The 12,941-nt window shown below is 63.4% G+C and carries 15 protein-coding genes; 10 read left to right on the top strand and 5 right to left on the bottom strand.

Going from position 1 to position 12,941, the window contains the following annotated elements; translation table 11 throughout:
* Positions 1–2 precede the first annotated feature (2 nt).
* The 4 genes from DEM26_RS13645 to DEM26_RS13630 all read left to right on the top strand — a co-directional run bounded on the left by DEM26_RS13645 (position 3) and on the right by DEM26_RS13630 (position 2,011).
* The gene (locus DEM26_RS13645) at positions 3–494 is read left to right on the top strand and encodes a Na+/H+ antiporter subunit E (RefSeq protein ID WP_075776007.1); all 492 of its coding nucleotides are present in this window, start codon (positions 3–5) and stop codon (positions 492–494) included.
* On the top strand, positions 491–760 hold the full coding sequence (locus tag DEM26_RS13640; RefSeq protein ID WP_075775821.1) for a K+/H+ antiporter subunit F: 270 nt from the start codon (positions 491–493) through the stop codon (positions 758–760). Before DEM26_RS13645 ends, DEM26_RS13640 begins: the two co-directional genes overlap by 4 nt.
* A gap of 7 nt (positions 761–767) precedes the next feature.
* A complete protein-coding gene (locus tag DEM26_RS13635) occupies positions 768–1,184 on the top strand; it encodes a Na+/H+ antiporter subunit G (RefSeq protein ID WP_075775822.1) in 417 nt (138 codons plus the stop codon).
* An 83-nt stretch (positions 1,185–1,267) separates the two neighbouring features.
* Complete coding sequence (locus DEM26_RS13630; RefSeq protein WP_075775823.1) at positions 1,268–2,011, top strand: sterol desaturase family protein; 744 nt, start codon at positions 1,268–1,270, stop codon at positions 2,009–2,011.
* Between the two features lie 106 nt (positions 2,012–2,117).
* On the opposite strand, the gene DEM26_RS13625 is transcribed toward DEM26_RS13630, so the two are convergent.
* Positions 2,118–3,167, bottom strand: a complete 1,050-nt coding sequence (locus DEM26_RS13625; protein WP_109172625.1) for an NAD(P)/FAD-dependent oxidoreductase — start codon at positions 3,165–3,167, stop codon at positions 2,118–2,120.
* A gap of 49 nt (positions 3,168–3,216) precedes the next feature.
* On the opposite strand from DEM26_RS13625, the gene mnmD reads away from it, so the two are divergent.
* Positions 3,217–3,891, top strand: coding sequence for a tRNA (5-methylaminomethyl-2-thiouridine)(34)-methyltransferase MnmD (gene mnmD / locus DEM26_RS13620; RefSeq protein WP_109172624.1), 675 nt, complete (start codon positions 3,217–3,219; stop codon positions 3,889–3,891).
* A complete protein-coding gene (locus tag DEM26_RS13615) occupies positions 3,884–4,756 on the top strand; it encodes a DMT family transporter (RefSeq protein ID WP_088727870.1) in 873 nt (290 codons plus the stop codon). Before mnmD ends, DEM26_RS13615 begins: the two co-directional genes overlap by 8 nt.
* A 64-nt stretch (positions 4,757–4,820) precedes the next feature.
* Here the strand turns inward: DEM26_RS13615 and DEM26_RS13610 are convergent, their stop codons facing one another.
* Positions 4,821–6,767, bottom strand: coding sequence for a lytic transglycosylase domain-containing protein (locus tag DEM26_RS13610; protein WP_109172623.1), 1,947 nt, complete (start codon positions 6,765–6,767; stop codon positions 4,821–4,823).
* 154 nt (positions 6,768–6,921) lie between these two features.
* Here DEM26_RS13610 and dapA point away from each other — a divergent pair, with 154 nt between their 5' ends.
* Entirely contained in the window at positions 6,922–7,794 is an 873-nt protein-coding gene (gene dapA, locus DEM26_RS13605; protein ID WP_088720420.1) for a 4-hydroxy-tetrahydrodipicolinate synthase, read from the top strand.
* Between the two features lie 73 nt (positions 7,795–7,867).
* Here the strand turns inward: dapA and DEM26_RS20850 are convergent, their stop codons facing one another.
* The 3 genes from DEM26_RS20850 to DEM26_RS13590 form a co-directional block, all read right to left on the bottom strand.
* Positions 7,868–9,016 carry a flagellar motor protein MotB gene (locus tag DEM26_RS20850; RefSeq protein ID WP_109172622.1) on the bottom strand — a complete coding sequence of 383 codons (1,149 nt, stop codon included), beginning with the start codon at positions 9,014–9,016 and terminating at the stop codon, positions 7,868–7,870.
* 201 nt (positions 9,017–9,217) lie between these two features.
* The gene (locus DEM26_RS13595) at positions 9,218–9,682 is read right to left on the bottom strand and encodes a MucR family transcriptional regulator (RefSeq protein WP_109172621.1); all 465 of its coding nucleotides are present in this window, start codon (positions 9,680–9,682) and stop codon (positions 9,218–9,220) included.
* Positions 9,683–9,850: 168 nt separating this feature from the next.
* Complete coding sequence (locus tag DEM26_RS13590; RefSeq protein WP_075775830.1) at positions 9,851–10,120, bottom strand: MucR family transcriptional regulator; 270 nt, start codon at positions 10,118–10,120, stop codon at positions 9,851–9,853.
* A 323-nt stretch (positions 10,121–10,443) separates the two neighbouring features.
* Here DEM26_RS13590 and DEM26_RS13585 point away from each other — a divergent pair, with 323 nt between their 5' ends.
* The 3 genes from DEM26_RS13585 (at position 10,444) to DEM26_RS13575 (ending at position 12,933) form a co-directional block, all read left to right on the top strand.
* Positions 10,444–11,187, top strand: coding sequence for a response regulator transcription factor (locus tag DEM26_RS13585; protein ID WP_075775831.1), 744 nt, complete (start codon positions 10,444–10,446; stop codon positions 11,185–11,187).
* A 355-nt stretch (positions 11,188–11,542) separates the two neighbouring features.
* Positions 11,543–11,950 carry a hypothetical protein gene (locus DEM26_RS13580; RefSeq protein WP_146194463.1) on the top strand — a complete coding sequence of 136 codons (408 nt, stop codon included), beginning with the start codon at positions 11,543–11,545 and terminating at the stop codon, positions 11,948–11,950.
* 239 nt (positions 11,951–12,189) lie between these two features.
* Entirely contained in the window at positions 12,190–12,933 is a 744-nt protein-coding gene (locus DEM26_RS13575) for a sigma-70 family RNA polymerase sigma factor (RefSeq protein ID WP_109172620.1), read from the top strand.
* Positions 12,934–12,941 lie beyond the last annotated feature (8 nt).

Raw genomic sequence — 12,941 nt, 5'->3', positions numbered from 1 at the left:
ATATGATCCGCAAGATCCTTCCCCACCCCTACCTGACCGTCACGCTGGTGATGGTCTGGCTGATGCTGGCCAATAGCTACACGCTCAACTCGCTGGTCTTCGCGATCCTCGTGGGTCTCGTGATCCCGTGGATCACCGCACCCTACTGGCCCGCGCGCCCGAGTTTCGCGAAGCCGCTGAAGATCATCGAGTACATCTTCATCGTGATCTGGGATATCATCGTCGCGAATATCACGGTGGCGAAGATCGTCCTCTTCATGCCCAATTCCAAGCTGCACCCCGCCTGGGTCTCCGTGCCGCTCGACATTGTCACGCCCGAGGCGGTGACGGTGCTGGCGGGCACGATCACGATGACGCCCGGAACGCTGACGGCGGAACTGGCCGCCGACGGTCACTCGCTGCTGGTCCACGCGCTGCACGCGCCGGATGCCGATGAGGTGCGCGACGAGATCAAGTCCCGCTACGAGGCCCGCCTGAAGGAGATTTTCGAATGATCACCTATGCCCTGATCTTCGCCATCGCCTGCTATTCGATGGCGCTTCTGTTCAACCTCTTCCGGGTCGTCAAGGCGCCCGGCGTGACCGACCGGGTTCTGGCGCTCGACACGATGGCAATCAACGCGATCGCGATGATCGTGCTCTTCGGCATCTGGGAGGGGACCGCGCTCTTCTTCGAGGCGTCGATCCTCTACGCGATGACGGGCTTCGTGGCGACGGTTTCCTTCGCCAAGTTCATCCTGCGCGGCGACATTATCGAGTGAGGGCGTGATGGAACTGTTCTGGGATATCCTGATTTCAGCGCTGCTCGTGATCGGTGGCATCTTTGGCCTCGTCGGCAGCTTCGGGCTGGTCAAACTGCCCGACCCGATGACCCGGCTGCATGCGCCCACCAAGGCCGCGACGCTGGGCGTGGGCGCGATCCTGATCGCCTCGATGGTCTGGTTCGCGGTGAAGCAGGGCCACGTGACCCTGCACGAGCTGATGGTCACCATCTTCATCTTCCTGACGGCCCCGATCACCGCGCATTTCATCTCGAAGGCGAATATCTTCCGCGATTGGCCGCCCGAGAAACTGCCGAAACCCGCCGGCGAGGGCGACTGGGCGGTGCATACCGCCGATGCCGATACCTCGAAAGGCGAGCTGGCGGTCGAGCGGGAAAAGAACATCCCGCATGAGAACGACTGACTCCCTGACGCCGCGAAATGCTTTGACGTGGGCGTAAGCCGTGGCAGGCTGATCTCCGGAGGAGATTTCGGGAGATTTTTTCGATGCGGATGCGACTGATGCTGTCCCATCTGTCGATCTGGGTGATGATCGCAGTCGTCGCTGCGGCGCTCTACTGGACCGCGCAGGGACCGTGGTGGCTCTGGGCGGTCGCGCTGCTCGGCATCCCGGCGCAGATGCTCAACGAATACGGGCTTCATCGCTACATCTTCCACATGACGCCCCCGAAACGGCAATGGGCCTTCAACTGGCTCTACCGGGTGCATTACGGACACCACGAATTCCCGACCTGTTGGCCGCTTCTGTTTGCGCCGCTCTCGGTGATCGTGCCGGTGCTCGTGGGCAATACCGCGCTTCTCTGGGCGGTGCTGGCGCTGATCGGCGCGCCCCATGCGTTCGACATCGCCGTGGCCGTCGTGCCGCTGGGTGGAGCCGCCACCTTCCTCGCTTATGAATGGTTCCACACCACCGCTCATGTGACGGTGAAGAAGACCGCGATCGAGCGGCATGTCTCGACGCTGCACAACCAGCACCATTTCCGCGACTTCTCGAAATGGTTCCACGTCACGGCAGGGGGCGAGGTGATCGACCGGCTGATGGGCACCGCGATTTCGCGCGATCAGCTCAAGACACAAAGCCGCGTCGAGTTCATCCGGACCCTCGGCCTGCGCCCCGATGATCCGCGCCTGATCGCGGCACGGGAGAAATTCGCGCCGCGCTTCGGGATCACCGAGGCCGAAGTCTCGCGGGCGGGTTATGTCGGAGGGGGCGCTGCCCCCGCGCGCTGACGCGCGCCCCCCGGGATATTTGGACAAGCCCGAAAAAGCGCGCGGTCTGCCTCTTCGGGCTTGCTGAAATATCCCGGAGGAGGCCGCAAGCCGGGGGCGGCGCCCCTTACAGGTTGTCAGTCACGCGGAAGCCTTCGGGGATCGTGTCGCGCCCCTCCAGCACCAGATCGACCATCACCTCGGCCACTTTCGGCGCCATGCCGAAGCCGATCTTGAAGCCGCCATTGGCGATGAAATGGCCCGGACGGTCGGGCCAGTCACCCAGCATCGGCGCGCGCGATTTGGCGCGCGGGCGCACCCCGGCCCAACGGTCGATCACCGGGGCCTCGGCGAGGGACAGGCAAAGCGCGCGGGCTTTCTCGATCAGCGCGTCGAGCTGCGCATCGGTCGTGTCTGGGGCGGCGAATTCGCGCTCGGAGGTCGACCCGATCGCGACCGTTCCATCGGAATGCGGGATGATGTGGAGGCTTTCAGCAAAAAGCTGAGGCACGTCGCCAGCCGCGTATCTCAAGAGCGCCGATTGGCCCTTCACGCCGCTGCCGATGGTCTTGCCGACCACCGCGTTCAGCTCGGCCAGACCTTCGGCGCCGGTCGCGTGGATGACCGGACCAACCTCGTCGGCCTCGCCGATCACGATCTCCGCACCCATCGCTTCGAGCGCCGCGACCAGCGCGGCCCCGGCGGCGCGCGGATTGGCGCGCGCCGTGAGCGTGTCATGGATCACGAGCCCGGTGGGCGAGGGGGGCGCGAAGGCGCCGAACTCCGCAGTCTCGGCCACGCGCCATGTGGCGAAGCCCTGCCACAGCTCGGCCGCCCCCGCCGCGCGGTCCCTGGCGCGTGCGATCTGCGCCTCATCCGCCAGCGGCTGCAGCCGTCCGAGACGCGCATAGCCCGGATCGCCGCCACCGATGCGTTGCACCTCGCCCCAGAAATCCTCGGCCATTCGGAGACTCTCGAATTGAAACTGTTTCTTGGGGTTCCAGTTCTCCGGTACATGCGGGGCGAGCGCGCCGACATGGCCACCCGAGCTGCCCGCGCCGATGCGGCTGCGTTCGATGAGCCGCACCTTCGCGCCGCGCTTTGCTGCCTGATACGCGATCGCGAGGCCGAAGATGCCGCCGCCGCGCACGGTTATGTCGTGTCTGCCGCTTGTCATTTCGCGCCTCCTGCTTCAAGGCTGGGCCGGAGACTGTGGACTATCCCCGATGAACGCCCCTGACCAGAGCAAAGCCGATCTCGATTGGCGCGATGACCTTGTGCCGGTCTCGCGGCGGTTCGACGATCCCTATTTCAGCCTTGCAGGCGGTCTGGACGAGACGCGGCACGTTTTTCTGGCAGGCAACGATCTGCCTGCGCGGCTGCAGCCTGGCTTCCATATCGCAGAGCTGGGCTTCGGCACGGGGCTGAACCTGCTTGCGTTGCGGCTGGCCTGTCCCGAGGACTGCCCGATCCGCTTCACCTCCTTTGAGGCCTATCCGATGGAGGCGGACGAGATCGCACGGGCGCTGGACGCATTTCCGGAGACCGCGCCCGTCGCCGGTCCTTATCTGGACGCCTGGGCTGCAGGGCAGCGTCAGTTTCAACTCGGTCCGGTGGCGGTGGAGATCATCGAGGGTGATGCGCGCACGGCGCTTCCCGCTTGGGACGGCGCTGCCGATGCGTGGTTCCTCGACGGGTTCTCGCCCGCGAAGAACCCCGAGCTTTGGGGCGGGGGTCTGATGGCCGAAGTCGGCGCGCATACTGTGCCGGGCGGCACATTCGCGACCTATACGGCGGCGGGCTTCGTGCGCCGCGCGCTCGAGGCCGCCGGTTTCGAGGTCAGCCGTGGCCCGGGTTTCGGGCGCAAACGCCATATGTCGCTCGGGGTGAAACATGGTTGAACAATCGACCCGCCGCGGCATTGCGCTGATGGTCGCGGTGACCTTCATCTTCGCGATCCAGGACGGCATCTCGCGCCACCTGGCCGAGACTTACAACGTCTACATGGCGCTGATGGTGCGGTTCTGGTTCTTCGCCGCCTTCGTGCTTGCGATCGCGGCGCGCAGCCCGGGCGGCATCAAGCGGGCGACGCGCTCGGGCCTGCCTTGGGCGCAGGTCTTCCGCTCGGTCGTCCTGATCACCGAGGTGATCGTGATGGTGCAGGCCTTCGTCTATCTCGGGCTCGTCCATTCTCATGCGGTATTCGCCTGCTACCCGCTTCTGGTCGCGGGTCTCTCCGGGCCGGTGCTGGGCGAGAAGGTCGGCTGGCGGCGCGTGGCGGCGATCGGGGTGGGCTTCATCGGGGTGCTTATCATCCTCAAGCCCGGTTTCGGTGTTTTCTCCCCCTATGCGCTGATCCCGCTGGCGGCGGCGACACTGTTCGCGCTCTACTCGCTGATGACGCGCTACGTGGGTCGGGTCGATCCGGCTTCGGTGTCCTTCTTCTACACCGGTGTGATCGGCGCCGTGGTAATCACCGTGGTGGGCATATGGCATTGGGAAAACATGATCCCATCCGATTGGGCGTGGATGATCGTGCTGTGCTTCACCGCCGCGACCGGGCATTTCCTGCTGATCAAGGCCTATGAGGTGGCCGAGGCCTCCGCGATCCAGCCCTTCGCCTATCTCCAGCTGGTCTTCGCCTCGACCCTGGGTGTCGTCGTCTTCGGCGAGGCGCTGGAATGGAACGTGGTGATCGGGGCTGGGGTCGTGGTCAGCGCGGGGCTCTTCACCCTCTGGCGCGCGCGGGTGGCCCAAGAGGCTTAACCGCCTCTTTCGCTTCGGTTCAAATATCCCGGGTGAGGCCGTGAGGCCGAGGGGGAAGTGCGCCTCAATCTTTCACGTCGCCGCGCAGGACGTCGGTGAATTTCACCTCCTCCTTGCCCAGTCGAGCGCGGTAGGGTGGGATCGCTTCGGAGACGCGCATGACGTAGTTGCGGGTCTCGGTGAAGGGGATCATCTCGACCCAGTCGATCACGTCGACAGTCCCAACGCGGGGGTCGCCGCGATCCTCTATCCAGCTTCGCGGGCGGCCCGGACCGGCATTGTAGCCCGAGGCGACAAGCACCGAGGATGCGCCGAACTCGTCACGCAGTTCCGCGAGATAGGCGCCGCCCAACCTGAGGTTGTAGGTCGCATCCGTCGTCAGCCGCGCCTTCTCGTAGGGCAGGCCGGTTTTCTCCGCCATCATCTTCGCGGTGCCGGGCATCAGCTGCATCAGGCCCTGCGCGCCGACCGGAGAGCCAACGCCGACCGCGAACTGGCTTTCACGGCGGGCGACGGCGAGGACCAGTTCCTCCGGCACGCCCAGGTCATGGCTCGTCAGGCCCGGGATCGGCCAGAGCGCCTGCGCGATGATCTCGCCCTTCAGTGCGGCACGTTTGCCGATGATCAGCGCGAGATAGGTGTCATCCTCTTCCAACGCGTATTGGGTCAGGGCGCCGAAATTGCCCGGGCCGAGGCTCTCCTCGAGGTGCAGCACGAAGCGCGCGCCCAGCTCGTTTTCGCCCGCCTCGTAAAGCAGTTGCGCGGCCTTGAAGACGGAAGAATGGCGCAGCTTGTAGCGTCGCCAGTCGGGCAGGTCGGGGCCCTTGGCGAAATTCGCTGGCAAGGGCAGGTTCAGCCGCTCGGCCGACAGGAGCCCGTAATAGGCGTCCTGATTTTCAGCGCCTTTGCGCCATGCGGCCTTGGCTTCGTCGCTGCGGCCCAGAACCTCGAGCGCGCGGCCTTGCCAGTACCACGCGCGCGACGACGAGATCGGCCCGTCCACCGCTTTCTCGAGATTGTGAAAATGGCCGAGCGCCGTGTCGGCACGGCCCAGTTTCAAGGCGGCATAGCCCGCCACCCATTCGAGATTGGCGTAATCTGCCCCGCCCGGTTCCAAGTGGTGCGAGGAAGCCAGATCATAGGCGCGCTGGGTATTGCCCGCGCGCAGGTCCCAGCGCGACTGATAGCCGCGCAGCGTGGCCCAAAGGTCGGGATCTTCCAGATCGGTCGCGGATTTCGACCGCTCGAGGATCAGCTCTGCCGCGCCGTCTTCCAGCCCGGCGCGCCAGCGCCACATCGCGCGGTCGCGGGCAAGCCCTGCGGACCGCTCGACCATGTAGCCGGGGACGGCGGCCACGAGATCGTCGACGCCCTGCTCGCGCGCCTGCAGGGCGATCCGCGCCTCGGCGACGGCCTTGGTGCCGGGCGTGACCAGATCGATCATCCGGCGCGCATCCGACAGGTGACCGCGATCGAGCATGTTCTGCATCCGCCCGCCATGATCGGCGGAGATAAGCGAGGGATAGTCGGCCAGAAACTTCGCCTGCTCGTCTGCCTCCATTGGCAGTTGGCGCCAGGCAGTCTTGGCGACCTCGGCCGCCTGTGCCTTCTGCCCCAGGGCGAGATGCGCACCAATCAACGCCAGCGCGCCGGTGCCGGTCTGCGGAGGGCCGAGCTTGAAATAGGCGATCACCTCGCGCGGCGGGATGCCGTCGAGCTTAGCCTCGCCTTTCTCGCGCAGCCACGGCATGCCGGGCCAATCGGCGCGACGTGTGGCGAAATCGAGATAGTCGGCGAAGTCGCCCTCGCCATCGCGCAGGCGCTTCCACTCGATGACATCGAAGCCGAGGGGGCCCACGCGACGCGCGAGATTTTCGGCCTCGTCCCAATCGCCGGAATTGGCCGCCGCGAAGGCATCGGACAGCGCGGAACTCGCAGCGCGAAGCGCGGCCGGCGAGAGCGCGAAACTCGAAGCCGCAAGCGCGGCGAGGAACTGGCGTCGGATCATCATGGCTGCTCGTGGTCGCGGGTTTGTCCCTTTGCTACGGGCCTCTCACAGATGGGGATGAATCACAAGTTGGCAACAGCCGCGCAACCGCCTATAACCCGGCCGATTTCCGCCGGGACGACTCAACCCCCCGGCCCAACCAAAAAAGGAGCGTGTCATGTTCAAAGGGTCTCTTCCCGCACTGGTCACGCCGTTCAAGGACGGCGAGCTGGATCTGGACACGCTCAAGAAACTTGTCGAGTGGCATATCGATCAGGGCAGCCACGGCCTCGTGCCGGTCGGCACGACCGGTGAGAGCCCGACGCTGAGCCATGCCGAGCACATGACGGTCATCACCGAGGTCGTGAAAGCCGCGAAGGGCCGCATTCCGATCATCGCGGGCGCAGGCTCGAACTCGACGGCGGAAGGTGTGCGGCTGATCCAGCACGCCGGCAAGACCGGGGCCGATGCGGCGCTCGTCGTGACGCCCTATTACAACAAGCCGACGCAGCGCGGCATGATCGAGCATTACCGCGCGCTGCACGATGCCTGCGAACTGCCGATCGTGATCTACAACATTCCGGGCCGCTCGGTGGTCGACATGATCCCCGAGACGATGGGCGAACTGGCGAAGCTGCCGCGTATCGTCGGCGTGAAGGATGCGACCGGCAAACTGGAGCGCGTCTCGATGCAGCGCGCGACCTGCGGGCCCGATTTCATCCAGCTCTCGGGCGAGGACGCGACGGCGCTCGGCTTCAATGCGCATGGCGGCGTGGGCTGTATCTCGGTGACGGCGAACGTCGCGCCCAAGCTTTGCGCGGAATTCCAGGAGGCGACGCTTGCCGGCGATTACGCCAAGGCGCTGAGCTATCAGGACAAGCTGATGCCGCTGCACATGGCGATCTTCCTCGAGCCGGGCGTGGCGGGTGCGAAATACGCGATGTCGAAGCTGGGCATGTGCTCGGCCGAGGTGCGTCTGCCGCTGACCGAGTTGTTGCCCGAGACGAAGACCGCGATCGACGCGGCAATGGTCCATGCCGGTCTGATCTGAGTTTCGCCTCCACCGAATAAGAAAACGCCGGCGCGATAGGGTTCGCGCCGGCGTTTTTTTTGTGTCCAGAATCTTACTGCAGAGCGCTGCGCAGGTCATCCATCGCGATCGAGCTGTATTTCTGAGGCTGATCCGACGGGGTGGCCGCCGCGGGGGTGACGATTTCGGGCGACGCTTGCTCGACCGCAGGGGCCGGCGGGGTCTGCTCGGCATTCGCTTGGAGACGCGGCCTCGTTGCCTCGGTCGGCGTTTTCGTGTCGGCCTCGGGCTGAATATAGGCGAGGGTGACGGTGATCCGACGGTTCGACGGATCGCGCGGATCGGCCGGCTTCAGCGGATCGGTATCCGACAGGCCCGAGACGCGGGTGACCCGTTCCGGGGCGACACCGGCGGCCACGAGCGCCCGGCGCGTCGCGTTGGCGCGGTCCGAGGACAGTTCCCAATTCCCATAGGTACCGCCCGCTTTCTGATAGGGGACCGAGTCGGTGTGCCCCGCGATCAGCACGTCATTGGGCAGATCGGAGAGGGCGCGGCCGAGCTGATTCATCAGCGCCAGCGTGGGCCCATCGAGCTTCGCGCTGCCCGAGGCGAACATGGCTTTGCCCGCCTGATCCACGACTTCGATATTCAGCCCGTCCGGCGTGCGGCGGAATAGGACGTTCTGCTGCAGCGGACGCAGGTCCGGAACGCGCTGGATCGCCTGCGTGATCCGGGTCTGAAGCGTCTGGAAGCGGGCGTCGTCGACGGCATGCGGTGTGGCTGCAGCAGTCTTCGCGCCGGTTGTGTCGCCTGCCTCTGCCGTCGCCTGCACCGCGTCGGCGACTTTATTCGTCGTCGCGTCCGGCGTGGCCTCCTTGGAGCTGCCGGAGGCGTTGGCCAGCTCGGTCGAGGGGGCTGTCTCGCTCCCGGCGCCGGGATTGGCGGGAATCGTGTCGTCGGCGCGCGAGGCGTTCAGCACCCCTTTCGGCCCGATCGTCTCGCCGGCGAGGGGGCCGGTGCCGCCGGGGGCCTGCATCGAGACTTTCGCAGGGGCGAAGTAATCGGCGATCCCGGTGAGCTGGTTCTCGTCCGAAACGGAGAGAATCCACATCAGCAGGAAGAAGGCCATCATCGCGGTCATGAAATCGGCATAGGCGACTTTCCACGCTCCGCCGTGATGCTCGGATTCGTGATCGTCATCGCTCCGCTTCACGATGATCGGCGCCTGATTTGACCGTGCCATGAGTTGCCCTTTCCCACCTCGCTGGCAGGAGCCAGCAGCCTTCTCTGGGCATGCGTTTTCTGCAGCCCTTGAGTGTGGGTTGTCGGCTTAAAAATGGGCCAAAAAAGGGCGATAATCGTTCATGATCTGGAAACAAAGATGCTGGCCGACCGCTTTGGCATCCTGCCCAGAGTGGCGGAACTCGTGCCCGCCGATCCTTCCTCAGGCGTCGTGGAGCGATGCTTCGTAGTCGTCGCGGCTGTGTTTGCCCAATCCGACTTTCTTGGCATAGGCCGCTTTGCGGGCCGAGTAGCTCGGTGCGACGAGGGGCATGTCAGCAGGCAGGCTGAACAGGGCGCGATATTCGTCTTCGCTCAGCCCGTGTTCCGAGCCCAGGTGGCGCTTGAGCATCTTGAAGCCGCGTCCGCAGCACAGGCAGAAAACCTTGTCTTCGGTGACGGCCTCTTTCACGGGCAGCGCCGGTTGCGGCCGCGCGGGACTGGAGCTAGCCGTTGGCGCCTCTGCCGCGTGATTGGCGGCCGCGTTGTACAGATCCTCGCCGAACTGCGCGGAGAGTTTCGCCACGAGGTCGACCACCTGATCCGCCGTCACATCCGAACGCGCAGCATAGGCCGCAGCAACTGTCGCGATAATGTTTGCTGCATCCGTGGGCCGGTCCTTCGACATCTGGTCTCTCCAATGCTTAAAGTTGCACTCTCCCCGGATTAGTAGAGAAAGTTACGTGCGAGGCGCGTTTCTGTCAATGAACGCGTGAATCTGTGTTTGGGTTTCCGGGGAAAATACTGTTTCTGCACAGGATTGTTTCTCTGAGTGCTTCGCCTGTCCTGTGGCTGCTCAATGGAGTTTGCCTTTTGTGCGCCATCGCTGCTTGGCGTATTGGTAGTTCGGCGCGGTCGTCGGATAATCCGGCGGAAGCCCCCATTTCGCGCGATATTCCTCGAAGGTCATTCCGAGTAGGTTTTGGAGGTGACGCTTCAACATCTTGATTGGGCGGCCCGTTTCCAGACAGATCAGTCGGTCTGGTAGGACGCTCTCCGAGATTGGCACCGCAGGAACGCGGGACGTCGCAGGCTCGCCGGACCGGTCCGGGGAATGTTGCGTCATGTCTATCCTCACATGTTTTTGTCCTACGGGAGAAAGATTGAAGGAATTCTTAAAGTTAGGTCAAAGAAATCAACTTTTCCCACGAGACGTCACGAAGGCGCGGTCCATGTCAAATGAGTGGTCGGGCTTGTCAGGTGTAAACACGTAAATTAGTTGCATAAAGCAGGTAAAAAAATTTGAAAACGCGAACATGCCGGGGCAGGCGGATTTACGCTCTCTCCTTCAGCTTGGCGCTGCGTTATTCAAAAAAAGGGCTGCGCGATGGGGGCGGCGCGAAACCTAAGGTTCGCGTCGACGCGCAGAGAGATACGGGGAGTTGCCTTTTGTTTGGCTCGAGCGCCATGCGGAGACAGAACGTTATCGTCGTAGCGGAAGAAAACGCGAAGCAAGCCAAGTTGGCTGCCTTCTTTCTTGCGTGCTGTGGTTGGGGCTCCTTACCGTTCGCGACGGCGGTGGAGGCGGAGCAGTATATCCTGCTGCATGGCAATCCGTGCCTGTTGATGATCAGTCTTGCGCAGCCCGAGGGCGCAGCGGATTTGATCCGCACCTCGCGTGTCAGTACGCCCGAGAGCCTCATCCTGTTCGTCGATCCCTCGAGCGACGGAGTGTTCGCTGCCGAGATGATCCTCGCTGGCGCCGATGACGTACTCCGGGAGCCCTATTCCGACAGGGAGTTGACGGCGCGACTCTGGCTTCGGGCGGGGAGCAGATTGCCCATCAGTTTCCCGGGAGAAGAGAAGCGGGTCGCGCGCCTCAAGATAGACGAGGAAAACCGGCTGACCGGCCCGGACGCGACTGAAGCTGTCCAGCTGACTCCCATGGAACGGGAGATCATGTGCGAGCTTATCCGCAGCGGCGGTCGAATCGTGACACGCGACGCGCTCTCGCGCCGCATCGACAACACTATGTGGGTCTATGGCGACCGGAAGTTCGACGTTCACATCACCAAGATCCGCAAGAAGCTGCGCGATGCGTTCGGCGACCGATATGTCGTCGAAACGGTGCGATCCGCCGGATACTCGTTCTATGAAATTCCCCTGCGAAAGCCCTCAGACTTTGCAACCTAAGGTTGATTCGCTGATCCTCCGAAACTGGTTTCGAGGGAGTGCCTGTCAAGCGCTGAATTGTTAACGTCTCAGCGATTGATCGTGAGCACACAATTTGTAGCGGAACCGTCGACAAGCTGTGGAGGATTGAAGTTGTAGCCACAACTTGTAGCGTAAGAGGCCATGAAAAATTGGGTCATCGACGCTTCTTTCGAGGTTCGCCTGGGGATAACTCGGCGCGGCGGCAAGTTGTCCTTTTGGGCAGGAACTATCCTTACTCGCCTTACAGTTTTAACAATCCTTAACCTTACGGGAAAGGGAATCGCTGGTAATCTGCAGCCACTGACTTTGGGGGACTTGGGGATTAGGGATGTCCATGAAAAGTAACAATTTGTTAGCGCAAATTTGGGAAGGCTCGGTGAAGCAAGTGTCAGCCGGAGCAGGTTCTCAGGGAAGTTTGGTGGCGGCTGCGCTTCTGCCTGCGCAGACCGTGGTGCTGCGTTCGACACACAAGGAAGCAAGCCTGCTCGTGCTGCCCGAGTCGGAAGAGCTCCTGCCGGGTATTTCGCTTGGCGACGTGCTCGTGGAAGAACTGGGTATCGAGGTGCCTTATGGAAGCCTCGTGGTCATCGAGCCAGCGAATGCCGCGGAGGTGAAGCATGGTTTTGGGGACCGCGCGATCAACCTCCGCCTGCCGGCCATGGCGTCGCGGCCCCGGAGCGAGTTCTCGGTGCACGAAGATGCGCGCGATTGCAGCGCAACCGCGATGGGCGGCTATCTCTGAACGTGAGTACAGTGCCGAAAGCCCGGTATGAACGCGCTGCTCGGCGGGTGGGCCGTGCAACCGCGACATCGTTGGAAATACGAAGCGCCGCCCTTGGGGCGGCGCTGCCTTTTGGGGCGTTAATCTAGGGTTAACCAGAAAACACCGCGATTAACTCGCCTTTAATCAAGTAAAGCTTTCTCCAAACAGGGCGCCGTGGTCTTCTGTTCAGCAAGAATAGAGTGAATAGAGGCGGGGTAATGTTTGCATTGAGCTTTCGTGCTGCACTTGATGCGCCGTTTCTCGATGTCGAAGAAGAGCGGCAGGCGATCTCCCGGTGGCAGGAACACGGAGATCAGAACTCGCTTGAAATTCTGCTGCGGTCGCATGTCCGGCAGGCCTACGCGCAGGCGCGTCGCTGGGCGTCCAATCCGGTCGAGCTCGAAGACCTCGTGGCCGAAGGGATCATCGGTCTGATGCGCGCCGCCGAACGGTTCGATCTGACGCAGGATGTCCGGTTCTCGACCTACTCGCATTGGTGGGTGATGACTTGCGTGCTGAACGCCCTCGCCCGGATCAAAACGGTGATCGACGTGCCGGCGCGGGTCTATCTCGATGCGCGGATGGGGCGGCTCGACAATCCCGAGGCGAGCCAGCTTCTGACCGGTCTCGTCGCTTTGGACGCCAAATCCTTCGATGACAGTGACGCCGACCTGATGGAGATGATGCCCAGCCCCGATCTCACACCCGAGGAACAGACGCTGGCGTCCTCCGCCGCGCGGGCTGCGCATGAGGTGCTGAGCAGCGCGCTGGATGATCTGGACGCGCCGGATCGCGAGATCGTTTTGCGGCGCAAATTGCAGACGCCGCCGGAGTCGCTCGACGATCTTGCCCGTGATCTTGGAATCAGCCGTGAGCGTGCCCGACAGGTCGAGAAGCGTGCGCTCCTCCGGCTGAAGCGGTGTCTCGAAAAACGCGGCTTCAGCCCCGCGATGCTGAACTGAGGAGAAGG

It is taken from the genome of Thioclava sp. NG1 (genome assembly GCF_003122275.1).
Taxonomy (GTDB): Bacteria; Pseudomonadota; Alphaproteobacteria; order Rhodobacterales; family Rhodobacteraceae; genus Thioclava; species Thioclava nitratireducens.
This window is presented reverse-complemented; position numbering and strand designations above follow the sequence as displayed.